Origin of the sequence: Anoxybacillus andreesenii (assembly GCF_030813005.1) — a bacterium.
Classification (GTDB): Bacteria; Bacillota; Bacilli; order Bacillales; family Cytobacillaceae; genus Robertmurraya; species Robertmurraya andreesenii.
In genome coordinates, this window is the sequence record NZ_JAUSTU010000008.1 from 84,932 (window position 1) to 111,310 (window position 26,379).

The 26,379-nt window shown below is 40.2% G+C and carries 23 protein-coding genes; 10 read left to right on the forward strand and 13 right to left on the reverse strand.

All coding sequences use genetic code 11. The features are described from left to right. Nucleotides 1–95 precede the first annotated feature (95 nt). Nucleotides 96–1,793 carry a glycoside hydrolase family 13 protein gene (locus J2S07_RS10030; protein WP_307150255.1) on the reverse strand — a complete coding sequence of 566 codons (1,698 nt, stop codon included), beginning with the start codon at nt 1,791–1,793 and terminating at the stop codon, nt 96–98. A gap of 213 nt (nt 1,794–2,006) precedes the next feature. Between J2S07_RS10030 and J2S07_RS10035 the strand changes: the two genes are divergently transcribed. Both J2S07_RS10035 and J2S07_RS10040 read left to right on the forward strand, forming a co-directional pair. Continuing rightward, complete coding sequence (locus J2S07_RS10035) at nt 2,007–2,279, forward strand: ubiquitin-like small modifier protein 1 (protein WP_307150256.1); 273 nt, start codon at nt 2,007–2,009, stop codon at nt 2,277–2,279. After that, nucleotides 2,280–2,552: a MoaD-like domain-containing protein gene (locus tag J2S07_RS10040; RefSeq protein ID WP_307150257.1), complete on the forward strand. Its 273-nt coding sequence runs from the start codon at nt 2,280–2,282 to the stop codon at nt 2,550–2,552. Nucleotides 2,553–2,702: 150 nt separating this feature from the next. Here J2S07_RS10040 and J2S07_RS10045 read toward each other — a convergent pair whose 3' ends face one another. After that, nucleotides 2,703–4,544: an aldehyde ferredoxin oxidoreductase family protein gene (locus J2S07_RS10045; RefSeq protein ID WP_307150258.1), complete on the reverse strand. Its 1,842-nt coding sequence runs from the start codon at nt 4,542–4,544 to the stop codon at nt 2,703–2,705. A 135-nt stretch (nt 4,545–4,679) separates the two neighbouring features. Here J2S07_RS10045 and J2S07_RS10050 point away from each other — a divergent pair, with 135 nt between their 5' ends. The 5 genes from J2S07_RS10050 to J2S07_RS10070 all read left to right on the forward strand — a co-directional run bounded on the left by J2S07_RS10050 (nt 4,680) and on the right by J2S07_RS10070 (nt 10,019). After that, nucleotides 4,680–5,705: a ThiF family adenylyltransferase gene (locus tag J2S07_RS10050; RefSeq protein WP_307150259.1), complete on the forward strand. Its 1,026-nt coding sequence runs from the start codon at nt 4,680–4,682 to the stop codon at nt 5,703–5,705. A 235-nt stretch (nt 5,706–5,940) separates the two neighbouring features. Next, entirely contained in the window at nt 5,941–7,152 is a 1,212-nt protein-coding gene (locus J2S07_RS10055) for a hypothetical protein (RefSeq protein WP_307150260.1), read from the forward strand. A gap of 75 nt (nt 7,153–7,227) precedes the next feature. Further along, a complete protein-coding gene (locus J2S07_RS10060; protein WP_307150261.1) occupies nt 7,228–8,373 on the forward strand; it encodes a hypothetical protein in 1,146 nt (381 codons plus the stop codon). A gap of 46 nt (nt 8,374–8,419) precedes the next feature. Next, nucleotides 8,420–9,316 carry an ABC transporter ATP-binding protein gene (locus J2S07_RS10065; RefSeq protein ID WP_307150262.1) on the forward strand — a complete coding sequence of 299 codons (897 nt, stop codon included), beginning with the start codon at nt 8,420–8,422 and terminating at the stop codon, nt 9,314–9,316. 31 nt (nt 9,317–9,347) lie between these two features. After that, complete coding sequence (locus J2S07_RS10070; protein WP_307150263.1) at nt 9,348–10,019, forward strand: hypothetical protein; 672 nt, start codon at nt 9,348–9,350, stop codon at nt 10,017–10,019. Between the two features lie 89 nt (nt 10,020–10,108). Here J2S07_RS10070 and J2S07_RS10075 read toward each other — a convergent pair whose 3' ends face one another. From J2S07_RS10075 to J2S07_RS10100, 6 genes are all read right to left on the reverse strand, one after another. Next, nucleotides 10,109–11,560 (reverse strand): DUF4153 domain-containing protein, encoded by a 1,452-nt coding sequence (locus J2S07_RS10075; protein ID WP_307150264.1) that lies wholly within the window; start codon nt 11,558–11,560, stop codon nt 10,109–10,111. A gap of 65 nt (nt 11,561–11,625) precedes the next feature. Continuing rightward, complete coding sequence (locus J2S07_RS10080) at nt 11,626–12,264, reverse strand: HAAS signaling domain-containing protein (RefSeq protein WP_307150265.1); 639 nt, start codon at nt 12,262–12,264, stop codon at nt 11,626–11,628. Continuing rightward, nucleotides 12,245–12,592 (reverse strand): PadR family transcriptional regulator, encoded by a 348-nt coding sequence (locus J2S07_RS10085; RefSeq protein WP_307150266.1) that lies wholly within the window; start codon nt 12,590–12,592, stop codon nt 12,245–12,247. The genes J2S07_RS10080 and J2S07_RS10085 overlap by 20 nt, the downstream gene beginning before the upstream one ends. A 210-nt stretch (nt 12,593–12,802) precedes the next feature. Further along, nucleotides 12,803–13,852 carry an LLM class flavin-dependent oxidoreductase gene (locus tag J2S07_RS10090; protein WP_307150267.1) on the reverse strand — a complete coding sequence of 350 codons (1,050 nt, stop codon included), beginning with the start codon at nt 13,850–13,852 and terminating at the stop codon, nt 12,803–12,805. A gap of 131 nt (nt 13,853–13,983) precedes the next feature. Further along, a complete protein-coding gene (locus tag J2S07_RS10095) occupies nt 13,984–14,490 on the reverse strand; it encodes a DUF1648 domain-containing protein (protein ID WP_307150268.1) in 507 nt (168 codons plus the stop codon). A 275-nt stretch (nt 14,491–14,765) separates the two neighbouring features. Then, on the reverse strand, nt 14,766–16,730 hold the full coding sequence (locus tag J2S07_RS10100) for a methyl-accepting chemotaxis protein (protein ID WP_370872814.1): 1,965 nt from the start codon (nt 16,728–16,730) through the stop codon (nt 14,766–14,768). A gap of 621 nt (nt 16,731–17,351) precedes the next feature. Here J2S07_RS10100 and J2S07_RS10105 point away from each other — a divergent pair. Together J2S07_RS10105 and J2S07_RS10110 are read left to right on the forward strand one after the other, a co-directional pair. Then, nucleotides 17,352–17,564 carry a response regulator transcription factor gene (locus tag J2S07_RS10105; RefSeq protein WP_307150269.1) on the forward strand — a complete coding sequence of 71 codons (213 nt, stop codon included), beginning with the start codon at nt 17,352–17,354 and terminating at the stop codon, nt 17,562–17,564. A 128-nt stretch (nt 17,565–17,692) separates the two neighbouring features. Beyond that, complete coding sequence (locus J2S07_RS10110; protein ID WP_307150270.1) at nt 17,693–18,553, forward strand: TolB-like translocation protein; 861 nt, start codon at nt 17,693–17,695, stop codon at nt 18,551–18,553. Nucleotides 18,554–18,601: 48 nt separating this feature from the next. Here J2S07_RS10110 and J2S07_RS10115 read toward each other — a convergent pair whose 3' ends face one another. From J2S07_RS10115 to J2S07_RS10130, 4 genes are all read right to left on the reverse strand, one after another. Then, nucleotides 18,602–19,960: a DUF4179 domain-containing protein gene (locus tag J2S07_RS10115; RefSeq protein WP_307150271.1), complete on the reverse strand. Its 1,359-nt coding sequence runs from the start codon at nt 19,958–19,960 to the stop codon at nt 18,602–18,604. An 11-nt stretch (nt 19,961–19,971) separates the two neighbouring features. Continuing rightward, nucleotides 19,972–20,217, reverse strand: a complete 246-nt coding sequence (locus J2S07_RS10120) for an anti-sigma factor family protein (RefSeq protein ID WP_307150272.1) — start codon at nt 20,215–20,217, stop codon at nt 19,972–19,974. Continuing rightward, a complete protein-coding gene (locus J2S07_RS10125) occupies nt 20,195–20,761 on the reverse strand; it encodes an RNA polymerase sigma factor (protein WP_307150273.1) in 567 nt (188 codons plus the stop codon). The genes J2S07_RS10120 and J2S07_RS10125 overlap by 23 nt, the downstream gene beginning before the upstream one ends. Before the next feature lie 103 nt (nt 20,762–20,864). After that, nucleotides 20,865–21,854 carry a phosphotransferase enzyme family protein gene (locus J2S07_RS10130; RefSeq protein WP_307150274.1) on the reverse strand — a complete coding sequence of 330 codons (990 nt, stop codon included), beginning with the start codon at nt 21,852–21,854 and terminating at the stop codon, nt 20,865–20,867. A gap of 41 nt (nt 21,855–21,895) precedes the next feature. On the opposite strand from J2S07_RS10130, the gene J2S07_RS10135 reads away from it, so the two are divergent. Next, complete coding sequence (locus J2S07_RS10135; RefSeq protein ID WP_307150275.1) at nt 21,896–22,876, forward strand: nuclease-related domain-containing protein; 981 nt, start codon at nt 21,896–21,898, stop codon at nt 22,874–22,876. 406 nt (nt 22,877–23,282) lie between these two features. Here the strand turns inward: J2S07_RS10135 and J2S07_RS10140 are convergent, their stop codons facing one another. Continuing rightward, nucleotides 23,283–26,372, reverse strand: a complete 3,090-nt coding sequence (locus tag J2S07_RS10140; RefSeq protein WP_307150276.1) for an efflux RND transporter permease subunit — start codon at nt 26,370–26,372, stop codon at nt 23,283–23,285. Between the last annotated feature and the right edge of the window lie 7 nt (nt 26,373–26,379).

Sequence of the window (26,379 nt, forward strand, 5' to 3'; positions counted from 1 at the left end):
ATAGAGCATGGAAAATAACAAGTATTTATTTTATCCACAATTCTGTGTTTTTATCAAAAAAGTGAACACGTTCCAAATGGGATTTTTTTCACCAATTAGAAAGTCCCCTTCTGGAAAGCAAGCACGAATGCTTCATAGGGACGCACTCTTATCATATCCTTTTCCAAAATGGGTTCATCATAGTTTGCAATCTTGAGTGTCCACTGATTATTTTCTCCATCAACATGGCATTCGCTCCAATTAATATCATGAGATACCATCGAATAATTGGCTACAACTAGCCATTCTTCCTCATCCATTTGCCGTTTGTATACAAAGAGCTGGGGATGGTCAGGCAACAACAACTGGAAACGTCCCTCTGTAATAATGTCATATTTTTTTCTTAGCTGGATGAGCCTTTGATAAGTATAAAAAATAGATTGAGGATCAGATAAGGCTGCCTCTGCGTTGATATAAGATGTATTTTCATTCAGCTTAAGCCAAGGGGTCCCAGACGTAAATCCTCCATTCTTTGTCCATTGCATTGGGGTTCGTGCATTATCGCGACCCTTTGCATAAATGCTCGACATTATCGTCTCATGGGCAATGCCTTGCCCCCTTTTTTCTTTATACATATTGATAGTTTCGATATCCTGATAGTCATCGATATGTTGAAATTTAACATTGGTCATACCCAATTCCTCACCTTGATATATATAAGGTGTGCCTTGGAGCATATGAAGACTAATAGCCAACATTTTAGCAGACAATTCTCGGTATTCTCCATCATTTCCAAACCGAGAGACGACCCGCGGCTGGTCATGGTTATTCCAATAGAGACTATTCCAACCAACTTGGTGTAAACCATGCTGCCACTTCTCTAGATTTCGCTTTAGAGCTACTAAATCAAATGGCCGTAAATCCCATTTTTCATATGGCCCACTATCTAAATTCATATGTTCGAAAGTAAAAACCATATTTAATTCATGATTTTGGGGATCCGTATAAATTTGAGCATCTTTTGTTGAGGCCCCTGGAGTTTCTCCCACCGTTAACACATCATAATGGCTTAAGACCTCATCATGCATTTCACGTAAATAGGTATGAATTTTAGGACCGTTGATGTAATACGGACTACCATCACCATACAACTGCCCAGGATGTATCTTTCCATTTGGCAAGGCTTCGTCCTTTGAAATGAAGTTGATAACATCCATTCGGAAGCCGCCTATCCCTTTATCTAACCAAAACTTCATCATGTCGTAAATTTCTTTTCTTAAAGGCTCATGTGCCCAATTCAAATCTGGTTGCTTCTTTGAGAACAAATGCAGGTAATATGAGTTTGTGGTTCCATCCTTTTTCCAGGCTGGTCCAGAAAAAATTGAACCCCAATTATTTGGCGGTTCTCCATTCTCATCATCTCTCCAAATATAGTAATCTCTGTACTTGGAATCCTTGGAAGACTTAGATTCTACAAACCAGGAATGTTCATCCGATGTATGATTAACAACAAGGTCCATCACAACTCGAATATTTCTTTTCATTGCCTCATAAATTAATTCTTCAAAGTCATCCATAGTTCCAAATTCTTGCATGATCTCCCGATAATTTCGAATATCGTAGCCGTTGTCATCATTGGGAGAATCATAGATTGGACTTAACCAAATGACTTCAATACCTAACATTTCTAGATAATCAAGTTTCGAAATAATTCCTTGCAAGTCACCGATGCCATCCCCATTGGAGTCCATAAAACTCCTTGGGTAGATTTGATAGACGACACTTCGCTTCCACCAGGGTTCTTTTTTCCTCATCCCTGTTCACCCCCTATTTGCATTCATTTTAAACTTTACGCACTTTTTGTGCAAGCGCTTGCATAATTTTTCTTTGCTCATACAATAGAAAATCCTTTTTACTTTACTCAATAACTTTGCCAAATTTTCCATCTTTTCAGTTAAGCATTCGTGACAAAAGTTAGAATCCATTTTAAGATAAAATCAATAAGGATACTAAGGGGTGAGGAGTTTATGCAGGTGAAGGTGTTTGCAAATCTTCGAGATATTTGTGGTGGTGTTTCTATAGAGGTGAATCCGGATGGAAACCAGGTGATAGATGTTCTAGATAAAATGGTCGAAATGTATCCGGAAATAGATGAAGAAATATTTACGACAGACAAGAAGCTTAAGCCGTTTGTCCATGTTTATATTAATGGAAAGAATATTATCCATTCGGAAGATCTTCAGACGGTGGTCAAAGAAACCGATCAAATGGCGTTATTCCCACCTGTCGCAGGTGGTTGAATGGTAAGCTGTGAGCTTGAGTTTCGTGGGATAAATAGTAAACATTTAAAAATGTATCTGGAAGAGCTCGGAGGCAATCCAATCACCGACAAGCCTCCCCATCTTTATGAGGGGAAAAACTGGAGTGGAGAGGTTTTAAGCGAAGGAGAACTAGTCCTAACTCCTGTTTTCAAAGTTAACACAGTGCTAATTCGTTTCTCTGCAACAGATGAAAAGATCTTGAAGGAAATAGTAAAAAAATACCGATTAAAGACAACAAGAATTGGTGGTTAGGGGAAAAGTTGTTTGTTTTCGTTAAGTTTTATTAAGTTATAAAATAAAATATACCGATTGTTCACAAAATATTCACAAATTAAGACCCAAGTACCTATTCCTGTACTTGGGTCTTTGTTATGATTATTTTAAGTTATTTAAATATCTCTTTTATATCTTTTCTGTTGCGGAGCTGCTACCTTCAGAAAGAATGCCGAGCTCAATCAGCTTTTCTGTTGGTACCACTCCATTTTTCCAACCTCTAGCCTGATAATATTCATCAAGCATGATATCCATCCGGCTGACAGAACCTGCACTATTTCCAGATGCCGGCTCTTCCGTGAAACGTTTCGGTAAGAAATCATCTTCACGCTTATTAAAGCCAGCCAAATTATTATAGTAACGCTCTAAATTATAGATACGTTCCCCAGCAAGCATCACATCATCAGCAGTTAGTGTATTTCCGGTCATCGTGCTATATTGCTCGGCATAATGCTCCGCATTCTCGGAGAAGGATGAGAATTTACAAATATTCATAGAGTCAGAGAAAGCAAGCATATCTTGGAATACCTTTAGAAGCTCGCCTTTTCCTTCAGGTGCAAGGCGATCCGTTGGCTCTGGGATCCCTGCAATTTCACTGGCAACAGTATACCCCCGTAAATGGCAGGCACCACGGTTACTAGTCGCATATCCAAGACCAATTCCTTGAATTCCACGCGGGTCGTAAGCTGGGATCGATTGCCCTTTCACAGACATCGAAAGCTCTGGATGGCCCCATGCTGCTGTTGCATGTGCTGGACCTTCAGCAAGAATACCACCTAGACCTTCACGGAAAGCAATTTTTCTCGTCAAATCAATCATTGCATCCGCATCGCCCCACTTGAGTGTTTCATCAATGTATCCTTTCTCACTTGCTTCCATTGACACAGAGAAGGCATGGCCAAGCTCGATCGTATCCAGACCATATTCGTTGCAAAGGTCAATTAGATAGGCAATCGCCTCAGCATCAGACAGCAAACAATTTGATCCGAGTGACCAGGAAGATTCGAACTCAAAGCTTTCTACTCGAGTCTTATACTTTCCATCTGCTACTTCTACCTCAATCTTACAGCCAACTGGACAGGCATGACAGGTGTTGTTGGCTATGCGCAAATTCTTATGAACATATTCACCGCTATGCTTCTCAGCTTCTTCCCAATGCGTATATTGTGAGTTCTTTGTAGGAAGAGCCCCTACTTCATTGATCAGGTTTGTTAAGACATTCGTTCCATATACGGATAATCCACCTTTGTTTGGTGCGGTTAATCCTCCCTCAAGAATCGCCTTAACTGCCTTACTGTTTGCTTTGTTATACTCCTCCTTGTGCTTCGGTACTGGCATATTGCCTTTTTGCGAGGCCTTAATGACAATTGCTTTTAAAAGCTTCGAACCAGCAATCGCCCCGGTACCACCTCGACCAGCAGCACGATCGTGCTCATTGATGAAGCTAGCAAAGCGAACCTTATTCTCTCCCGCCTGGCCAATGGTTAGCACGCTTAAATCCTTCTCACCATATTGATCCTGCATTGCTTTAACCATTTCCCTTGTACTCTTGCCCCATAGTGCAGTAGCATCACGAAGCTCGGCCTGACCATTTTCAATGAACAGATACACTGGCTTATCACTTTTCCCTTTGAAAATAAGGTTGTCTATTCCTGCCCATTTTAGCCTTGCAGCCGTCCAGCCACCGATATGAGAATCGGTTACCGTGCCAGTGAGAGGCGATTTGGTTACAACCGCTAGGCGCCCACTCATCGAAGAGCGTGAACCAGTGACAGGACCAGTCATGAAGCAGAGTAAGTTGTCTTCAGAAAAGGGTTCTACCTTCGGGCCATTATCTAACATGTATTTCACCCCGAGCCCTCGACCGCCAATGTACTTTTTGGCATCCTCTTCATTGATTTCCCTGTAATCAATAGTTCCATTGGTCAAATCCACAACAACTTCTTTGTTTAAGAAACCACCAAGATTCATCTTTTGTTCCCACCTCTTTCAAATTGATTAAATGCCCCTCAACATATTATAATTCTCTAAAAACTATGAAAATTCCTTTATTTTGTTAATAACCAATAATTATTTGCTTCTATTTCGATGAGGGGAGATTTTAACATGGAATTAAGCCGCTATTCTCGACAAATGCTCTTTAAACCGATTGGAGAGGACGGTCAAAAAAAACTACTAAGGAAAAAGGCTGCTATCGTAGGAATGGGGGCACTTGGAACTGTGGTTGCGAATCATTTGGTCCGTGCAGGTGTCGGCCATGTTCGGATAATTGACCGGGACTTAGTCGAATTATCTAATCTCCAACGGCAATCCCTTTTTGATGAGGAGGACGCTGCCGGTAACCTGCCAAAGGTCATTGCGGCGGAAAGAAGGCTTGGAAAAATAAACTCTATGGTAATGATAGAGCCCATTATCGCTGACCTAAATTTAGATAATGCTGAAGAGCTTCTCAGCGGGTTCGATGTGATTATAGATGGGACTGATAATTTCCCAACACGTTACTTGATTAATGATGTCTCCCTCAAGCTTGGTATTCCATGGGTTTTTGGTGCCGCAGTTTCTTCCAGAGGAATGCATGCCGTCTTCATCCCTGGAAAAACCCCTTGCTACCGGTGCCTATTCCCAGAAATCCAAACCGGTCTGGGTGAAACATGTGATACAGTTGGTGTCCTTGCTCCGATCACAGATATCATTGGTTCCTTTGAAGCTGTCGAAGCTCTAAAAATCCTAATAGACGCTGAACCCAACCCCCATCTTGAGCAATTTGACATCTGGTACAATTCCAATTTGCAGATGGATGTTTCTGCTGGGAGAAATCCTGAATGTCCAGCCTGTGTACACCATCAGTTTGAATTTCTTGATCGCTCCTCCGATTTACAAACATCCTATGCGGTTTTATGCGGTCGGGATACCATACAAATTAACCCGAGGCATACAAAGGAATTTCACTTATCTGCAATTGCCAAAAGGCTCAGCGAAAGTGGAAAAACGATCATCAACCCTTTCTTGCTTCGCTTTTCACCTAATGAGCACATTACAATGGTTTTCTTTAAGGATGGACGTGTTCTGATCCACGGGGTTAGTGATATAACAGAAGCAAAGTCGTACTATGCGAAATATATGGGTGGCTAGAAGTTTATCAGTATACCTTTTTATCATAATAAGAATATTTTTCGAGGATAGTGTTCAAGCTATCCTCTTTTATATTGTCCATCTCCTTTTCCCTAGAAGATAATATTCCCTCCATCAAAATATTATAATAATTCATATTTATCACTTTACTATGACTGGAAAAATCTTATAATAGAATAATGAGTAACTATCAAACAAGTAATTTTTCATATGCGCTATAAAAGGAGAACTCATATTGAATAAATCGATCATCCAACATGAATTCAAAATGATTACAAGAAGCCAAAAAAATATCCTATTTATTCTCGCTTTACTGGTTTTAGTCATCAGCTACTGTATGTTTGTCCTTCCGGAAAAACAAACCCCTGATTCATTTAATCCTATCCAAACAAAGCAAGAGCTAGAAGAGCTTGCCGCAGTTCAGACAGCAAAGGAAGCCCGTGGGGAAGCCGGCTTTTCGCCCATGTCTGGCCGATTCATTTATGCTGAAAATGAGTACCAAATGAAAATTCGAAGCAAGCTACTTAGAGCATTTGAAGATGAGAATTTCGTTCGCTTTACCCATCTAAGAATGAAGGACTTTGCTTATAACGGGGTCAGTCCGAACGACATGACCATCTTTAATTCCCCCTTCCCTGGAAAGGACAGCATTCATTTATTTAATCAAACAATCCTTCGTTATCAGGGATACTTAAACGAGGGTCTACCCATTACCTATGAACTGCTCGAGCAAAAAACTGCCCTGCAAACCATCCAGAATTTACTTCTGAGCTCTGTCGTATTAGGTATCTTCTTTTGTGCCATTTATTTTAGCTGTGACATGTTGACGAAGGACCGTCAAAATCGGACCATTCTACAAGGCCTGCCTATTTCATGGTACCGCTTAATCAACATTAAGTCATTGGTCGCTTTTTGCTATACATTCGTTGTGTTAGCTGCCATTCTTGTCCTAGCCACTATCATTCTTGCGATTCAAAATGGGTTCGGATCCTTTTCCATTCGCGTTCCAATCCAGATCCCCAATCAAGCGGGTGTGTTTGGACAGAATCAATATGAGACCATTTCACTAGCAAAGTTTTTCTTGATGTCCCTAGGGCTTATCCCCATTCTTATTTATCTTTTTATTCGGTTTAATGCAATTTGGAGCCTTCTCTTCAAAAATACTTGGCTTGTACTAATGGTAAGCACCGGCTTTCTCTTTTGTGAACGAGTTTATTTTTCTAGAAGCTTAAGAGATTTATTTGGAATTGAGATTAGTCATTTCCCGCAGACATTCTTTGAGGTTGGTAAAGTCATCACTGGCGAAAAAAATTATCTTATTAACTCGCAAACCATTACCTATGAAAAAGGAATTCTCGTTTTCTTAATAACAGTACTCGTTATAGAAATCATTCTTTTTGTCGTTTCCCGCATGGTTGATAGACGCCGTTTTTATCAGGGGATTTAAGTAGAGGGCTGTACTTGTGTTTTGCTCAAATCCATACCTATAAATTTATCAGAGCAAGCAGAAAGGAACTAAAAGATGTTCTGGAATTATACTAGATTTGAAACAAAGCTATTGCTTCACAATCGAAAAAGCTGGTTTATTGCTGTGTTTTTACTGCTCTTTTTCCTCGTATTCTTTATATATGATAGCAGGGCTCAACCCCAGACATTAATTGAGCAAAAAAGAGTAGAAAAAGAAGAAATGAATATCATTTTTGAAAATGTAGAATACATGGGAGAAGAGCTTCCGGTGATGGCCAAAATCCATGAAAATCTTCTGAAGCAATCGTCTTTAATAAATTTCCAAGTCTATTATTTAGGCATTGGCGATGATAGCGAGCAATATATCGAAAATGGCTTGGAGCTCAATCAGCTGCGCCTTCAGGTTCATGAGCTCGGTAATAAAGGAATCCCAAAGCACCTCATTAAATCGAAGGAAGAGATTCTGAAGGAGGATGCTCTGCTTCATTATATGAAAGAGCATCAGATGACCATTGAAGAGAGCTCCTTTCTAACTAATCACTTTTTTACCAATGCCCTGAATAGGATGAGCGGGCTCTTGCTTCTCATCATCATCCTAATTTGCGGCAGTGAGCTACTACTCTATGAAAAGGTGCACGAAACGATAACGAAGGGCTTTCCCCTCTCCTTCTTCAAAAAGGTTGGAGGAAAGATTACTGTTTATTTCTGCTATATTTATGTCCTACTCATTATGGGGTTTTTAATAGGGATGGGCTATATCGTTACGAAGCTACAAGCGAAGGATTTTTCTTTTCCAATCTTAATCTATAAAAATCATGAATATATAGCTGTTTCAATTTGGCAGTACCTGATTTATATATTTGTAGGAATGGCTCTAGTTACGGTGCTGATCCTTATCTTTTCCATCTTGCTGAACATGCTATTTCAAAACGCATTTGCCAATCTATTGGTAGGAATCGGAATCTATTTTCTGCCAGACCTAGTTCATTCACCTCTGCTCTCTCCGATAAAATACATAGACATTGCTAGTTGTTTATCTGGAGATTTAGCCGTACAGCTCGGGAGCCCCTCCCTTGATTGGGGGAATGCCATGGTATGGCTGGCAGGCATCACTTTCCTATTAATCGGCTGCATCTATGCTATCAATCAGTACATGTATATTAGAAAACCGAAGGACAAACCCCTTCTAAAACCGTTTTAGAAAGCCACAATCCGTACGAAAACAACCTTTAGAAATGAGGCAAAGCATGCTTAAATTGAAGGATATTTCCGTTATATATAAGGATAAAACTGTTTTAAATAAGCTTTCATTAACCGCTGAAAAAGGGGAAATCATCGGTCTGGTTGCCCCGAATGGCACAGGAAAAACAACCTTATTCAATGTGATTGCTAATTTCTTAAAGCCGAATTCAGGCTCTGTTACATTTTTAGATCAATTAGAGTACAAAACAGAAAAAGACGAGCTCTCGATTCGAAAAATCCTCGTCAGCTTTCCTGACCAGGGTGATTTATTCGATGAATTAACCGGTGTTGACCACTTGAATTTATACGCCAGTATGTGGAAAGGAACGACTCGGCATATTCCAGAAGTTATCGAGCAGCTAAGGATGACAGGGTATGTTAAGAAAAAGGTTCGCACCTACTCATTGGGGATGCGGCAGCGCTTATGCTTTGCCATGATGATGGCTGCGGATACACCCATTATGCTGATGGACGAAGTCATGAATGGGCTCGATATCTCCAATGTTGCCCTTATTTCTCAACAGTTAATGAAGATGAAACAGGAAGAAAAGCTTATATTTGTTGCTTCACATTTATTAGAAAATCTCGATTTATACGCTGATCGGGTCCTGTATTTAAAGGCTGGAGGGATCATTCATCAGCAGAGCCTAGATGAATCAACCGCTCTTTATATAAAAATTGATATAGACCGTGAGCAGTATGAAAGGCTTTCACAGGAATATAAGCTACCCGATGACCATCTTTTTATTGCTAATCATTTGTGCTGTATCCCGATTGATCAGATGGATGAAGATGAACAATCAAAGTGGATCGAACGGTTCCTTGCGTCGAAAGTGAAGGAGTTAACCGTAGGACCTCTCGGAACCATGGAGCTGTATGAAAAATTCTACGTTGAAATGTAAAGGGTACGTTAGATAGGGAGGCACAGGATCGATGAAAAAGGTTATCTGCTTCATGATGATTAGCTTGCTTTTTTTCACAGGCTGCCAGCCTCAGCCCTCTGAAAAGGTACTTAGCTATCAAACAAATTATGAGATTACGGGCGATGAAAAGGAGAAGCTACTGGAAAATATGAGTGAATCCATTTATGACTCCATCGATAGAACGAATGCCATGGCGAAGGAAATGGTGGTTGATGCTATTTACAAAGAGGGGAAGGACATTACGGTTCCCGAAGGCAGGTACCAAATCAGTGGCCAATTGAGCGGAAACGTCTACATTCGAGATGAAAACGGAGGCTTGCTGCTCCATGAATTGATCGCGCCACCTCCTCTAGGAATTGAAACAATCACGGTCGATCTGAACGGTTCTCATATCATCCATGTGAACAGCTTCGAGCAGGTGTTTATTACTCCCGTCGAAACAAAGGTCTCAACCGATTTAAGCACGGGCATTTGGGAGGTTGGCAAAGATATTAAGGAAGGCACCTACGTTGTGACAGGCGATGATTTAGGATATTTGCAAATATTCGAGAAGGGGCAATCCCCTCATATTTATGAGGTCATTGGCGGGGATAGTGGAACAAAGATTGACGTGCTGTTGAAAAAGGGCCAGAAGTTAAAAATAACCGGAACAACTCAGCTTCATTTTGGTCTTAAGCAATGAATTCAAAGAGGGAAGCCTAGCGCTTCCCTTTCTTCTTGGCGATGTTGATGTTCACTCATGGCGGTAGAACAAGCTATAACAGGACCTTCTTAAAACTGGATCCTCCCCAGCTCTTTATAAGCCTTATCTCTAACCCAGTTATGTGATTGCCAGGCGTCGCTTTTGATGTATTCTCGGTCTTCCTTCTGCTGCTCGAGGAGTTCCTTCAAACCTGGAACATGAGGATCTTTCTTATAAAGCTCTATTAATCCAAGCGTTCCCGTTGCGGACATGCTGTCTAAATAATGAATATCAATTTTTCCCGTTTTCTCATAGCGAGTGAGATTTTGCTCCACAACAAACTGGTCAAGATTGACAACATTGATCCCTACATAATAAAGCAGTGCGGCAATAAAGTAAAAATGGAACAATGACAGCTTCTCCAGCCAAATTTTTACCAGTGTATAGGCGAAAATCACCATAAGGAAAATCATAAAAGAATGGGCTAGAACCCTTGTAAATGTGAAGCCGTAAGCATCCTCATACATCGTTAACCTCATAAACGCTGAGACAAGAAGCACACCGCTTGCTAATACTAGAATCGTCAAGGCGAAGCGAATGGCCTGCTTTAATGCTCCCTGAACGTTTTTGGTGAAGCTAATGACTCCGGTCGTAACCGAAAGATTGATTAAAGTCACGAACAGCAATTCAAAAAACCCACGACGCGCATATTCCGCATAGGTGTAGCCATCCTCAAGGGTGCCACTGAAAAAGTATTTAAACTGGACAGCCACGAACAGAAGATACACCACATTCATGAGTAATAGAACCGTTAATGTAATAATCCCATCTACTGAAATCGGCTTCAGCGTCCCTTCTGTGTGCGGAAGCTTTTTTTGCTTAAGTGCCTGCATGAATCCAAAGAATCCAAATGTATAAAGAAGAATAATACATAAGCGGATGATATATTCCACCCTAAAGGTTAGTAAATTCGGTAAGATATTCAGGATTCTTGCAAATTGTGTGTCCGCTTCTATGAGAAGATTGAGAACGATGAACAAAATCGGTACGGAAATGACCATCCCTATTAGGATTTTTTTCACAACATCATACTTTTTGGGATTGCTATTCTGTTTGAATTTATTTGTTAATTGGCTGGAAAAACGAACACTGTAAAGAAATCCATCCCCAAGCCGCTTAAAAATATAACCAATAAAAGGAATGCTGCTCCACTCGATCTTTTTCGGTAATGTTACAAGTGCCAGATGAAAAATAACAAGTGACGGAATGACAAGCAGATTCAATGTGTAAAAAAGGACCGAATCAGACAGATAATAGCTTGCTGAAAGTATCCAAACGGCAATTAACACGAGATATCCCAGCCTTTGATGCGAGAAGGAGAATGAGCGAAATCGCCAAAAGAACAGCATATAAAATACGACGATAAAGACAAAATAGGAAATACCAATTTGATCTCTGAAAAAGGCTTCCTCCGCCACAATCCCGACGATTAGACATAGAAAGAGAAAGAGCCAATCTATTTTTTCCACTTTAATTTCCATTATCTTTGTACCTCCATTGTAATTCTACCTATATAGAAATTCTATGTATATTGGTAAAAAAAAGCTCATATCGAAGCTTTTTTCCCCCATTTGTAGCTGATAAGACAAACCGGATATAAAAGAACGGTAAAAAGAATGCATATGACGATAAAGGCTTCAGACAATAACGGGTGGAACCATTCACGAGGAATGATTCGAAATACGGTTAAGAACATCAAGGTTAAGTTTGGAATTAATGCTAGTAGGAAAGTTTTCTTCAGTATTCTCTTTCCCCGATGGCCAAAGCCTCTGCCAATTTCATAGCCGAGTAACGCCCAGAAGAACAAATATATCATTGCGATTAAAATCGGAATGGAGGTCAAATAATTCCATAGCTTAGCAAGCCAACCCCAATCAAACAGATTATGGGCAAGGGTTAGGACCGCACCCCCTCCGAAAAAAAGAATGTTAACAGCAATGAACAACCATTTCATGTTGCTAGGCGTGACGGAGAGCTCTTCCCTCCACATTTCTGCTATTTCTTCAGGATTGCCAAATCTTTTGTAAATCTCTTCCCTTATGGCAGCTTCATCATCAAGCTTAAATAAGGTGATCAGAAGTTCATCAAGATGGGCTTCATATTCCTGTAGAATCGATTCTTTTTCTTCATGATTTCCTAGGCGCTTGCTAAGTTCTGTTAAAAATTCATTCTTCAGCTGTTCCATGATTTTTTCTTCCCATCATCTTGTTCATGATCGAAACAAAATCGTTCCATTCACGAGTTCTCTCAAGAAGAATTTCTCTTCCCGCCTCAGTAATACGATAATACTTCCGCGCTGGACCCTTCTCCTGCGCCTGCCAATAGCATTCAATATATTCCTGCTTTTCGAGCTTATGAAGAGCCGGATACAGAGTTCCTTCCTTTAGGGAAAACTCATTGCTGCTGCGCCTTTCTAGCTCCTTGACAAGCTCATAGCCATACATATCCCGCTCATTCAACAGCTGCAGCAATAACAGTGAAGTACTCCCCTTTACCAATTCGCGATTAAACATTCTCTCACCTACCTAGATTTATTAGGTATGTAGAAATTCTACACCCATAAAACACAAAAGTAAAGAGGGACTTTAAAAAATCCCTCTTCATTAGCGGTTTGATTTTGAAGTGTCCACCCCAGGTAGAAAATGTCCACCAATGGTACCAGGTACCATTGTCCATATGGGACGGACAAATTGGGTCAAATGTCCACGGATGGTACCAGGTACCTAATTTTCTTCTTCCCATTTGGCGATTTCTTCGCGGACTCGAGGGGCGACCTCTGTGCCTAGGAGTTCAATGGCTTTCATGACATCGGCGTGTGGCATCGTTCCAAGTGGTACATGGAGCATGAAACGGGTGATGCCGACATTTTTGCGGAGATGGATAATCTTTTGCGCCACGGTTTCTGGATCGCCCACATAAAGTGCGCCTTCTGGGCTTCTCGCCGCATCAAATGTCGCTCGATCATAATGGCCCCAGCCCCGTTCCCTTCCAATAACGTTCATGGCATACTGTGTTGGCGGGAAGAATTTTTCACAGGCAATCTTTTCACTCTCGGCAATAAAACCATGGGAGTGTGACGCAACAGGGAGCTTCGATACATCATGGCCTGCCTCTGCTGCCGCCCTCTTATATAATTTCACAAGCGGGGCAAATTGGGTCGGTCTACCACCGATGATCGCCAATACAAGCGGTAGACCAAGCTGTCCTGCTCGAACAACGGATTGTGGAGTACCACCGCTTCCAATCCAAACTGGCAGAGGGTTCTGTACGGGACGTGGATAGATGCCCAAATTATTGATCGCTGGGCGATGATTGCCGCTCCAGGTTACTTTTTCTGATTGGCAAATTTTTAACAGCAAATCTAGTTTTTCATCAAATAATTCATTGTAATCATCTAAATCATAGCCAAACAGCGGGAATGATTCGATAAAGGAGCCACGTCCTGCCATGATTTCTGCGCGACCATTTGATATCCCATCGAGTGTGGCGAAGTCCTGAAACACCCGTACCGGGTCATCGGAGGAAAGCACCGATACGGCACTCGTTAACCGAATTCTTTTTGTTTGGGATGCAGCGGCGGCAAGTAGAACTGCTGGAGAAGAAGCTGCATAGTCCTTTCGATGATGCTCTCCCACCCCATATACGTCCAACCCCACCTGGTCCGCTAGGATAATTTCCTCTACCACCTCACGCAATCTCTCTGCATGACTAATCACTTTCCCTGTCTTGACGTCCGGGGTTGTCTCAACAAACGTGCTAATTCCGATCTCCATGAACCATTCCTCCTTGCATACTGATTATGGAGGATATTATATACCACTTGATGGAAAAGTACCCACAGATCTGCCCAAAGCCTTACCCTAGTCGACCCTATTCAATACTCCCCTTCCCATTGGTCGTCAGTCTATTTGATTTTCCTTTGTTGAATCAGTCCATGGACAATTGGAAGAAAGGTCCCAACAAGAGCCAGCGGGAGGAACCACTTTCCAAAACCATTTCCCCACTCCATAGCAATCGATATGGATTCATAGAGTATGAGTGAGAATAGGATAAGACAAATATTTTTTAGTCTGTTAAGAAGCTTGCGACTATGTAAATAAAACTGTTCTGTGTTTGATTCATTTAATCGTGCAGGATAGTTATGCATCTCAGGGAATCTTTCAAAAATCTGCATCAAAATAGCAGTAAATAGCCCTACCCCTGGCAAGATAAATAACTCTATTTTTGATCCCCAACGGTCCACCTCACCGGCTGCATTATAATGACTAGGTACCTGTTCTGGAAGGCTGCTCCACACAAACACGAGTAAAATGATTGACCCGATGAAGAACATATATCCGATAATATCCCAAATCCACTCACCCTTAGTTTTAGGAATTTCTATCTTCTCCCGTCCCCACGAATTAACCATGCTTCATCACTTCCTTGCTTTTCTCTATTTCTATTTTATACGAGCAAAGCCTATCACTTGTTTCACTTTTTTTGTTTTGCTAGCAAGTGCTATCATTTTGCTAGCGGCCGCTATTCGTTTGATAGCAATTGCTAACAAAAAGGACCAACTCCCATCACCTGATTAGAGTTGGTCCTTACCTAATAAAACAGCCTTTATTTGCTACAAATAATAAAAACATAGCAAGTGATTTAGAAATGGACTCCCAACTGCACTTGGGAGGGATCTATTTCTACTTAATACTTAAACTTGGAAATTAATTGGTTTAATTCTTCTGCCATAGAGGAAAGAGATTTTGCTGATGCAGTGATTTCCTCCATCGAAGCTAGTTGTTCCTCTGTAGAAGCTGCCACTTCTTCTGACGTTGCGGCATTATTTTGCGCAACTGTGGATAGTTCATTTGCAGTAATAGTAATCTCCTGAATAGCTGCTGATATCCTTTGTGACATTGAAGAAATTTCCTCCATTTCTGGAGTAATTTCTTTCGTACTATCTAGTATTAAATTGAATTTCTCTATCGCTTCATGAGATACTTCTACCCCAGCCTGCACATCATCCATAACACGAGCCATAATCTGAACGGAGCTTTCCGTATCCTCTTGGATTCCTTGAACAATTTCGTGAATCTGTTTTGCAGAGCTTTGAGATTGTTCAGCAAGCTTTCTTACCTCATCAGCTACAACCGCAAAACCCTTGCCATGTTCCCCGGCCCTTGCTGCTTCAATTGCTGCATTCAAAGCAAGAAGATTGGTTTGATCCGCAATTCCCGTAATCACATCTAGTATCGACCTTACTTCCTTAGAGCGTTCAGACAAAGATTTAATCATCGTATTCGATTCCGTAACAGAATGATGAATAGAATTCATTTGAGTCACTGTATTGGCAACTGCTTGCCCACCTATTTCCGCTTGTCTTGTCGTATGATGAGCAAGTTCCGCAACATGCATAGAATGGTCCGCTATAAGAGATATACTCTCAGAAGTTTTAGCCAAGAACTGTGCGTTTTGATCCAACCCATTCGTCTGATTCTCCGCACCACTTGCCACCTCTTGAATGGATGCAGATACTTGCTCTGTAGCACTTGTTGTCTGCTCCGCGCTGGCAGTTAGTTCTTCTGCCGAAGCCGCAACTTGTTCTGCATGCTGATCTACCTCTTGAACTAGACCACTGAGGCTCTCCTGCATTTCATTAAAGGCTTTTCCTAACTGACCAATTTCATCAGTGGAATGAATCTCAATATGCTCTGTTAAATCCCCCTGACTAATCGTTATGGCCTTTTCTTTTAGAGCTCTAATCGGTTTAATAATGGATTTTATGATAAATAAGACCATTAAGGCACCAATAACCAATGCAACCACAATGACGATCACAGTGTTATGAAAAATTGATTCAGCGGCATCACTGATCTCTGAAGAATAAAGATTTCCTCCTATTTTCCATCCTGTCATTTCATTGGTGACAAATCCCATGATTTTATTTTTTCCAGCTAATTCATAGCTAAATTGTCCTTTTTCTTTCTCAAACATTTTATTGTAAAAGCTTTCTTCAGCTTTATCCCCAGCATTACTCGTAGGGTGAGCTATGTATGTTCTATTTTTATCTAAAATAAGTGCGTATCCCTCTTTACCAATCTTTACTTGATTTGTGAGCTTTTGTAGGTAACTTAAATCGAGATCAACACCTATAACTCCTGAACCGTCTTTCAACATTTTAGATAATGTTACGACCATATCCCCTGTACTAGCTGAAATATAAGGTTCCGATATCACTACTTCCCCTTTTCTCTCCATCGCCTCTTTATACCAATCTCTTTTTCTTGGATCATAATCGACTGGCATATCCGTTTTTGGTTCTTGCACAAATAAGCCTTCTTGCGTACCAACATATATAATTTGAGCTTCCTGGTGCAAATTTACATACTGATTCAATATTCCACGTAATTCAGGACTACTTTCCCCTTCAAACAATGCTGCTACGGTTTCGGACAATACATCTATATCATGAATTTTGGGCTCGATGGTGTTATCAATCGTCAAATTTAATAAATCAAGATTTTCTCCAATTCCAGCTAATACCTCATGTTCCACTGCATCTTTGGCTGTCATATAAGAGATTAATCCAATACTAATGGCGGGAATAACGAGTATAAAGGCAAATGCTAATATTAATTTTACTTTCATATTTCTAAAGAAGTTTTTCACTATGAGGACCTCTTATCTATTTTAAAATTTTTTTGATAAAGTCTAAAATACTACAAACCTATAAACGTTTCGGCTTTGAAATAATGACGATTTTTTCTGATCACCTGATCATTTAATATCACCTTCTCTTTTGATGACTGCCACAACCGGATCATCCAGTACATCTCTTTAACAGAAGATAAAAAAAAGACTATTCTCCGTATCATTGAATAGCCAAGGGTTTTAACGTAATCATAATTAAGAAAGTTAGGCACCAGAGTGTCTTGCTAATTAATTTATTGGTTTATCATTCACCTTTAGCCTTACAACAGAGTTGTGATCATGATAATTTTTTTCTTAAAATAACCTACTTTACAATTCTAAATAATTAACAGTTACAAATTATAAACCTTATTACCTAATATTTCAAGCAATTTTCTACAAATATTAGCAAATTTCTACATGTTAAATATAGTAAAAACTAGGTGGGTGTTGGGGTGTAGAGCATATAAATAGGATTTTCTTAATTGATTGTCCTATGTTCCACTGTTCGACACTTTTTCTATGTTTTTCCCGGTTGGCAATACGTTAGCAATATCTTTTTAGTAAAATAGCTATAAGAACAAGAAAGGACGCAATACAATGGACAAAAGGATTTTAATTATTGAAGATGAGGAATCGATTGTTGATATATTAGCTTATGCATTACGAAAAGAAGGATTTTCTGTGCTTTCAGCATCTACGGGAAAAGCTGCAATAGCTAGATTTCAAGGCTCCGAGATTGATCTAGTTATTAGTAACTACGGGATGTTCACTAACGGGAGCAGCAAATACGCAAAAAACAGTCACGATTAATGAAAATGTGCAGCTGGAAAGCTCCTTAGCCTGTTGTACACGAGAAATCGGTTAAGCTACCAGTAGAAGCGGATTACACAGGGTTTCATGGGGAGAAAATTTATTACAATCAAAATGACGAAACATACATGATAGATGCACGGACACTTGCAGAAACGAAGCTTGCGGAAAAACCCTTTTTTGCCATATCAGAAAATGGGAATCGTGCTCTTTCATTAGTGAATGAGAAAGTATATGTACTTGATTTTGAATCTGGTACAGAGAAGCTAATTGGAAACGGCACCGAGACGTATGAATATTATTTTGCTGATGCTGTGGGAAAAGAAGTCATACATGTGGAGAGCGGTGAAGAAATTGTCGTACATGTCATCCGTGTTGACTCATCTGAAGTAAATACTTGGAAAATGAAGGACTGGTTCGAAACCAATAATTTCACCTTAACCTCGATAAAAAAGGATGATGAAGGAATATATGTCGCAGCAGAATCAAAGGAAGATGGCTATGGACTATACCATCTCGACTATAACGGGAATATTAAAACCATTTCTACATTAGAAAATATTGATTCGTTGGATACTTATGACTTTATTGGAACAGACAAAATTATTTTTAATGATATTTACAAAGGGAACTCAGGAATTTTTATGATCGATTTAGCATCCGATGAAGTTACACAGCTCGTTGAAGGTGGGAAGGATGAAGAAGGGATCTGGGTGCCATTCTACAAGCTATCACCTGATCATAGTAAAATCTTATTTGATACACCCGTTCAGGTCGGAAATGAATATAAAACAAATGTCTATATGGCCGAACTAGTCAATGATAAGCTTGAAAACACCGTTCGAATCTTAGAAAATGCTGAATTATATGCGGTCATCTCCTATACAGGAGCTTGGAGCTCCGATTCCCAAACTGCCTATATCAGCACTTCTACAAAACCTGGCGATAGCATGATAAATACCATTGAAGTCTTTAGCCTTAAATTGTGAGACGAGGGGTCTTGGCCCCTCGTCATCCAATGGTCTCCTATTCTAGACTTAATACAATGGCACCCTCCATTTTTCCTTCACTTCATGGTAACGAGTGACAGAAATAAGATGTAAGGTTAATTCCTCTGGAATTTCTTCTAGATTATAGATGCGGAGTTCAGTCGTTGTTTTATAGCGACCATTTTTGTCTTTTTCATCTAGGATGGAGCCGCTATGAAAGGCTTCGTAGGACTGGCCCTGATCATCTACCATGATCCATGCACCCAAATCAGAGGATTTCGCTTCCTTCCCACCCTCCATTTCAATTTTTAAAAAGGAATCCTTTTCAATTGGAATGACGGACTTCCGGAGTGAATAATCACTTTCAATATTGACATCTTTAATGGTCAAATAATTTCCTTCGTATTCAAATGTTAATGGCTTCTTTTTTAAATCCTTTGGCTTAATTTTGATTGAGAAATCAGATGGTACTGTTTTAATGACGCCATCTAAAACAAAGGTTAGTTTTGCATCAGCTTTTTGTGGAATAAAGGACTCATTCCACTTCATCTGCCCAAACTGTTCCCCGTCTTCACCCGTTCCTTGAATCAAACCCAAATCACTAGTATGTCCTTTTCCTTCTAGAAAGGCATTATGATAATAAATCGGCTTGGAGTCTTGATTTTCGAGATGATACTGAATCGCCGTTCCATAATGACCGAAGCTATGAACATTACTTTTTCCAAAAGCCTTCTCAAGCTGCTTAGTCTGCTCCTCTATGCCTTGCTTTTCTTTGTCGGTAAAGCCTGTTTCATAAATAATTTCATTGGAGGAAGGGGCAAATCGGACCTCTTTCATGTTAACAGTAACTCCATGTGCACTTGTTTGAACATCGTTCAACGCAATCGTCTTCGTTGATTGGAGACTCTTTTTTAAGTCAACAGGGATCTCTAACTCCCAATTACCTTTTACCCCGTTTATTTTCGTTAGTTGGATTTTGATTATAAGGTCTTCTATCCCTGTTTGATCTCGTATGGAGAGCTCGATCAACCCATAATCATCTTCCGTTCCAGACCAACCCATACTGGAAATTTCAAGCCTCTTTCTTTCTGGATCAAGAGCATAGATTTCATTATTGGAATCAGCAAAGTCTAAATAGACTTTTTGTGGTTTACCATTCTGATTGAGCACTTGATAAGAGAACGCAATCCTCGAAGTATCAGCAACAACATCCTCCACCTTGAAGGTTAACTTTTGATCCGTCACTTCTAGGTCGACCCGTTCTGCAAAACCAGCATCTGAAGCCATTCTTAATCCTTCATCCACTTGTTCTGTTGCGAATAGGCCACCGATCCAGTCCGCAAAGCTTGGGCTTAATGATGCAGTTAAACCAAAGGCAAGGACAACAACCGCCGCTGGAAGGATCATTCTTTTCCAGATTATTTTTTCCGGTTGACTTTCTGTTCATAAGGCTCGAGTCGCTCCAACACACCAGAGGCAAAATCATTAGGTAAAGAAGGGGTTTGCAGCGTTTCCTTCAGAAACTCTTCCTCGGCTTCAAAGGCTTTGACCACATGAATACAGTCAAGACAGCCTTTTAAATGCATATGTATTTGAGCATATTCTTCCTCTGATAAAAGGTTATCCGCATACCGCGAAAGCTTATCGACCGTTGGACAATTCATGGAAATACCCTCCTTCTTTTTTTACCTGTTCTCTCATTTTTTTCTTGGCTCGAAACAGCTTGTTACGAACATTGGCAAGAGAAAGATCCACCATCTCACTTATTTCGCTGTAGCTCAATTCGTTGACATATCTCAGAAGAATAATCATTCGTTCATCCTCTGGCAAAGTCGCAATCAACCGTTCTAATTGTCTATTCTTCTCTTTTTTCAGAAAAACAATTTCGGGATGATTCGTCGTGATCGCTGTTGTTTCACTCACCTCTACCTGTTTCATGGAATAGCGCTTCTTTCGGAATTCGTCCATACAATGATTGATGGCGACCCGATACAGCCAACTAGAAAATGAACCCTTTTGCTCATACTTCCCTAGTTGATGATAAACCTTAATAAATGCCTCTTGCACCAAATCCTGTGCATCTTGGGGATTTTTTGTCATGCGTAAAATAGTCGCATATAAGGGATTCTTGTATTTATTGATAATATGGGCATAGGCCTGCTTGTTTCCAGCAAGCACTTCTTCGATCCACTGCAAATCCTCTTCCATGGGGCCCCTCCTATTTTGTACTTTGTCAATTATAACGGGTCTGGAAGAGGAAAAATTTCAGCTATCCAAAAAAATGTTTTGAAATTTTACACATTATCCTAGACTAGAGCAATTTCAGGTCATATTTTTTAATAAAATCCTTTACCCTCGGAATACTCATCTTAATGTATTCCCCGGGGTCCTCACTTACTGTAAGGATATAGTTGAGGAAATTCACTCTTCTCGCCGTCATGAACAAATCCAGATCAAAATCAGTGAATGGAGGCAACGGACGTACCTGTTCATACCCTTGAAGGAACAGACCTTTTACCTCCTCAAAATCAAAATCATCTTCATAAGCATAATAGTACAATGCGATTGCTATATCGTGAATGGGTAAGCCCAGCAAGGCTTCTTCAAAGTCCAGAACACTAAGCCTATCTCCAGATACTCGCACATTCCACGGGTTAAGATCCGCATGAATAAGTTGGAGCTGCTCTGCATTTTTTTGATAATAGGATGCCAATCCTTCATTTAGTAGAGGAATAATCGCGTCCATTACCTCATGATATTCCGAAGAGAGAATGGGTTCATACTCTGCATTCTTATAAATGGCGCTCTCTCCGTTATAGTAAAAAACCTTATCCCATTTTTTCGGTGAAAGATGTTCAGGAATCCTAAGTCCATAAGTAGCCTCATGTAGTTTGGCTATTAGCTCACCAAGCTGAATAAAGCGCTCCCTATTTTCATTGCCATCTAAATCCTCTCCCTCCAGCCATGTGTAGAGAGCGAGTCGTTTGGGTTGTTCTGTAGCTTTCGATTCTACAACTTGAACAAAGCTTCCGTCCATTGCAGGTAATACAGAAGGAAGTAATACTAGATTTTTCTCAGCTATATGATTCATGAGAAATACCTCTGCAAGATTATCCTCAATTGTGCTCGATTCCTCTTCGAAAATTTTTAAAACAAATTGATTCCCTGAATGGTCCTCGACCCGATAAAGCATATTTGTGGCTTCAACTAGAAATGAAACATCCTTTACTTTCAAGTCATATCGAGCTAGTGCTAATTTTGCTACCTCTAAAAAGGATTCCGCCCCGTGATTGGTTGTCATAACTATTCTCCTCTTTATCTGCACCATTATTTAGAAAATTCATGAATTATACATGGATTTATTATACAACTCCTGTTTATGATTGCTATAGATTATTTGAAAGGAAGTGGAATATGTTATTAAAAGCTCGCACCGAACCGCAGGAATTAAGAATTTGGAGATGCTTAAATGGAAGAATGGAATTGTCGTCTGAGGAAAAGCAGCAATACTTGAATTTGAAGAAAGGTTTTGAAGGTGAATGTAAGTTTGATACCTTAATAGCCAGTCAGGAAAGTAAATTTCTTATTTTGCATGACTTATTACTCGAATGTAATAATAACACATTTCAAATCGACTCCTTATTGATAACAGAGGAAATGCTGATACCTTTCGAAGTAAAAAATTATGAAGGAGATTTTTATTACCAAGATGACAATTTTTATACGTGTTCAAGCAATAGGGAAATTACTAATCCTCTCCATCAATTAAATCGGGTTGAAACCTTACTCCGCCAATATCTTCAAAAACTTGGGCTCCATTTTTCCATTAAAGGGTTTCTTGTGTTTATTCACGCGCATTTTTTCTTATACCAGGCACCTCGAAATGAGAAAATTATTTTCTCACCCCAATTGGATCAGCTTCGAAAAAATTTAACCTCCCTCCCATCAAGACTTAGTAATCAACATCAAAAGCTTGCAGATTTACTGATTAAAGGACATATTTCTAATTACTCTCATAAAAAACTACCGAACTATCAATATGACTGGCTTAAAAAAGGAATAACTTGTGAAGTTTGTCTCTCATTTCTTACTGCTATCAGCTCAAGAAAGATGGGTTGCCCTAAATGTCGGAGTCACGAAAAAACTGAGGATGCTATCGTTCGAAGTATTGAGGAATTTAGATTACTTTTTCCCAAGAAAAAAATAACAACAAATATCATTTATGATTGGTGTAAAGACGTTAAGTCGAAGAAAATGATCCAAAGGATATTAAAGCAAAATTACAAAACCATCGGACGAGGGCAATGGTCTTATTATGAATAGATTTGATCTACTCACATAAAATATCTTTTACTCTTTTCTTTGAAAACAATGATAAGATTGAAAACGCTTTGATCTTGATTGACACTCTTATAAGCGACAAAGGGTCTTATTGTCTACCGAGCAACAGGGATTTCCCTTTTGCTCGGGCGACAATCACCTTGATTGACTACCGAACGAATGGATTTCCCTTTTACTCGGGCGACAATCACCGCGATTGACTACCGGACGAACGGATTTCCCTTTTGCTCGGGCGACAATCGTCCATGGATACCTTCAATTTTCCATCGAAACAGTCGCTTTCGATGCAATTGTACTCTCTAGGCTCCTTCTGAACGGAAAGGAGTAGATTAAAAAGTAAAAAACCCCGCAAGACATCACCATCCTGCAGGGCATGACAAACATATACTTAGTTTTCCTTAACTTCTTTACGGTTCTTCTTCAACATCTTCGATAGAACTTCATAGACAATTGGCACAATGATGAGGGTTAATAATGTTGAGCTTGCTAAACCACCAATAACAGTGACTGCAAGACCCTTCGAAATTAATCCACCGCCAGCGGCCCCGAAAATCATCGGCACAAGCGCACCGATCGTTGCAATCGCCGTCATTAAGATTGGACGTAAGCGTGTTGCACCCGCTTCAAGGATCGCTTCGCGCATTTCCATTCCGCTATGCTCCATACGCACAATCCGGTCAACAAGCACGATCGCATTCGTGACGATAATACCGATTAACATGAGGAGCCCCATCATAACCGATACGGAAATCGTTTCGCCTGCAAGATATAGGCCGACGAAGGATCCAATAACCGCAAACGGTAACGAGAATAGAATCGCAAATGGCGCAAGTCCTTCCCCAAATGTCACTACTAGAATGAAGTAGACAATCGCAACTGCTGCAAGCATCGCAACTCCAAGCTGAGTAAAGGTTTCGTTCATATCCGCTTGGACACCAGCTATTCCCATGCTTACTCCTTTTGGCAAATCCAACTTATCGATTTCTTTTTCAATTTCAGAAGATGCCTTCGTGACATCCTTATCGATGATGGTTCCAGAAACAGTTGCATAGTACTCTCCCTTGCTGCGCGCAAGTGTATTTAAGGTTGTTCCTTTTTCAACTGTTACAAGCTCTGAAAGCGGCATGGTCGTACCCAAAGCTGTCGGAACTGGCGTTTTTAACATTTCATCAATATTCTTCGGCTGAACTGTTTTTTCATGCTGTACAATTACTTCAATTTCATTGCCGTCTTTTTCAACAGTCGTCAGCACTTCTTTCGTATGGTTTGGAGCTAACATCATGATGATTTGCCCCGTTGTTAGTCCATACTGCAGAAGCTCATCCTGTTCAACCTTAAAGGTATATTCCACATAAGCATCCTCTGTGCTAGAAGTAACATCTTCAAGGCGCTTATTATCTTTCATAACATCCTCAACCATTTTTACAGACTTATTGAGTTTCTTTAAATCTTCACTGTAAAAAGTGTAGCTGAGTTCATTAGAAGACATAGACATAGCCGAGAAGTTCTGGCTCTTCCACTCTCCGCTTTGATCAATATTGAATACATGATCCTCAATTTCTTTGCGGACTTCAGGGAAGTTCTCCATATCTGGATCAAAGATGAGGTACATGAGCGCACCACCTGTTCCACCGCCCATCATGGCTGACATGGGATCTGCACTGTCTTTGTCCGTAATGGAAATTTGTACAATATCAATATCATCTCGTTTAAGCATTTCTTTTTCAACTGCTTCAACATTTGCTAATGTATCTTCCTTCAGTTCGCCTGTCGCTGGCGTATAGGTCAAATACATTACTTTTTCCTCTTCGCTGCCCATGAAGCTAAAGCCGATTAATGGTGTTAACGCTAAGCTTCCCGCTAATAAAACAATTGCGATGAGGGAGGTGATAACCTTGTGGTTAAGGGCTTTTTCAAGAATTCCCTTGTACCAACTTGCTAACTTGCCAGCCTCTTTATGATGACCTTCCTGTTTCTCACCATAAAGCTTCTTCTTGAATAAGAAGTGAGATAATGCTGGAACAATCGTGATCGCAACGATTAACGAAGCTCCAAGTGCAAATGACATCGTTAATGCAAACGGCATGAACAGCTCTCCGACCATTCCACCGACAAAAATAAGTGGAGCAAATACCGCAACCGTTACTAATGTCGAAGATAAAATCGGTTTGAACATTTCGATTGTCGCTTCACGGATAAGAGCACGTCCAGTTAACTTCTCTTCTTTTAAGTGAAGACGGCGATAAATATTTTCCACGACGACGATCGAGTCATCGATAACCCGACCGATTGCCACCGTGATGGCACCCAAGGTCATAATATTAAGTGTGATATCCATCCAGTGCAAAATCATTAATGCCATAAAAATAGAAACTGGAATGGAGATGATGGAAATAATGGTCGATTTGAAATCACGTAAGAATAGCAAAATGATTAATACGGCGATTAATCCACCGAATACAGCTTTTTCGACCATCGTCATAACGGAATCCTCAATTGGTTTTCCTTGGTCAAGAGACACATCGACGATAAGACCATCAATCTTTTTCTCTTGTTCCTTCATTAATTCCTTTACTTTGTTCACAACATCAACCGTGTTGGCTTCTTGACCCTTCACAATTTGGATTGCGATGGCATCTTCTCCATTAGTTCGCGAAATAGATTGAACCTTGCCTACTACTTCAACCTTGGCAATATCGCTAAGCTTTACAAAAGGGGATGGTTGTGTTGCTGAAGGAGTTACAGGAATAAGCATGTTTTTCAGTTCATCCGCAGTCATAAATTTCCCGTCTACCGAAACAGCCTGTTCTCCCTCTTTAAATTCGTACAGACCTAACGAAACAGCAAGGTCGCTTGCTTGAATCATTTCCTTAACCTTATCTTCTGTTAGGCCAAGTTCAGCCAGCTTTGCATCATCGTATGTAAGCTCAACCTCTTCTATATGCTGACCTGTTATCGTTGCCGATGCGACGCCATCGAGTTTTTCAATCTTTGGAAGCAGAACATCCTCTACTGTGGAGGTTAATTCAACAATATCCTCTTTGGAGCTACTTACACTTAATGCCACAACCGGCATCATGTTCATATTAATGGCTGTAATAACTGGCTTTTGAGCTCCTTCCGGCAAATCCACTGCATCTAAGGCTGCATCAAGTGCTCGTTTCGCTTCATCCATATCAATTCCATACTCATACTCAACCTGAAGGCTCGACATATTCGAGTATGAATTCGAATAAACTGCCTTTACATCTTCTAAGTTCTCCACTGCCTTCTCAATCGGCATAGAGACCTCTTCCATGACACGCTCAGGAGTGGCACCAGGATATACATCCATGACCATTAAGTATGGGATCGAAATATTCGGAATTGTTTCCATGTTCATCCGTGTCCCTGAGTAAATTCCAGAGGCCGTGATGATGATGGTCAATAACCATACGGCTAATTTATTTTTCAATACAAAATTGACAAGACCCTTCACTATGACA

Coding starts and splice junctions, on each gene's coding strand:
- J2S07_RS10030 (WP_307150255.1), bottom strand. CDS start 1,793: ATGAGGAAAAAAGAACCCTGGTGGAAGCGAAGTGTCGTCTATCAAATC.
- J2S07_RS10035 (WP_307150256.1), top strand. CDS start 2,007: ATGCAGGTGAAGGTGTTTGCAAATCTTCGAGATATTTGTGGTGGTGTT.
- J2S07_RS10040 (WP_307150257.1), top strand. CDS start 2,280: ATGGTAAGCTGTGAGCTTGAGTTTCGTGGGATAAATAGTAAACATTTA.
- J2S07_RS10045 (WP_307150258.1), bottom strand. CDS start 4,544: ATGAATCTTGGTGGTTTCTTAAACAAAGAAGTTGTTGTGGATTTGACC.
- J2S07_RS10050 (WP_307150259.1), top strand. CDS start 4,680: ATGGAATTAAGCCGCTATTCTCGACAAATGCTCTTTAAACCGATTGGA.
- J2S07_RS10060 (WP_307150261.1), top strand. CDS start 7,228: ATGTTCTGGAATTATACTAGATTTGAAACAAAGCTATTGCTTCACAAT.
- J2S07_RS10065 (WP_307150262.1), top strand. CDS start 8,420: ATGCTTAAATTGAAGGATATTTCCGTTATATATAAGGATAAAACTGTT.
- J2S07_RS10070 (WP_307150263.1), top strand. CDS start 9,348: ATGAAAAAGGTTATCTGCTTCATGATGATTAGCTTGCTTTTTTTCACA.
- J2S07_RS10075 (WP_307150264.1), bottom strand. CDS start 11,560: ATGGAAATTAAAGTGGAAAAAATAGATTGGCTCTTTCTCTTTCTATGT.
- J2S07_RS10080 (WP_307150265.1), bottom strand. CDS start 12,264: ATGGAACAGCTGAAGAATGAATTTTTAACAGAACTTAGCAAGCGCCTA.
- J2S07_RS10085 (WP_307150266.1), bottom strand. CDS start 12,592: ATGTTTAATCGCGAATTGGTAAAGGGGAGTACTTCACTGTTATTGCTG.
- J2S07_RS10090 (WP_307150267.1), bottom strand. CDS start 13,852: ATGGAGATCGGAATTAGCACGTTTGTTGAGACAACCCCGGACGTCAAG.
- J2S07_RS10095 (WP_307150268.1), bottom strand. CDS start 14,490: ATGGTTAATTCGTGGGGACGGGAGAAGATAGAAATTCCTAAAACTAAG.
- J2S07_RS10105 (WP_307150269.1), top strand. CDS start 17,352: ATGGACAAAAGGATTTTAATTATTGAAGATGAGGAATCGATTGTTGAT.
- J2S07_RS10110 (WP_307150270.1), top strand. CDS start 17,693: ATGATAGATGCACGGACACTTGCAGAAACGAAGCTTGCGGAAAAACCC.
- J2S07_RS10115 (WP_307150271.1), bottom strand. CDS start 19,960: ATGATCCTTCCAGCGGCGGTTGTTGTCCTTGCCTTTGGTTTAACTGCA.
- J2S07_RS10120 (WP_307150272.1), bottom strand. CDS start 20,217: ATGAATTGTCCAACGGTCGATAAGCTTTCGCGGTATGCGGATAACCTT.
- J2S07_RS10125 (WP_307150273.1), bottom strand. CDS start 20,761: ATGGAAGAGGATTTGCAGTGGATCGAAGAAGTGCTTGCTGGAAACAAG.
- J2S07_RS10130 (WP_307150274.1), bottom strand. CDS start 21,854: ATGACAACCAATCACGGGGCGGAATCCTTTTTAGAGGTAGCAAAATTA.
- J2S07_RS10135 (WP_307150275.1), top strand. CDS start 21,896: ATGAATTATACATGGATTTATTATACAACTCCTGTTTATGATTGCTAT.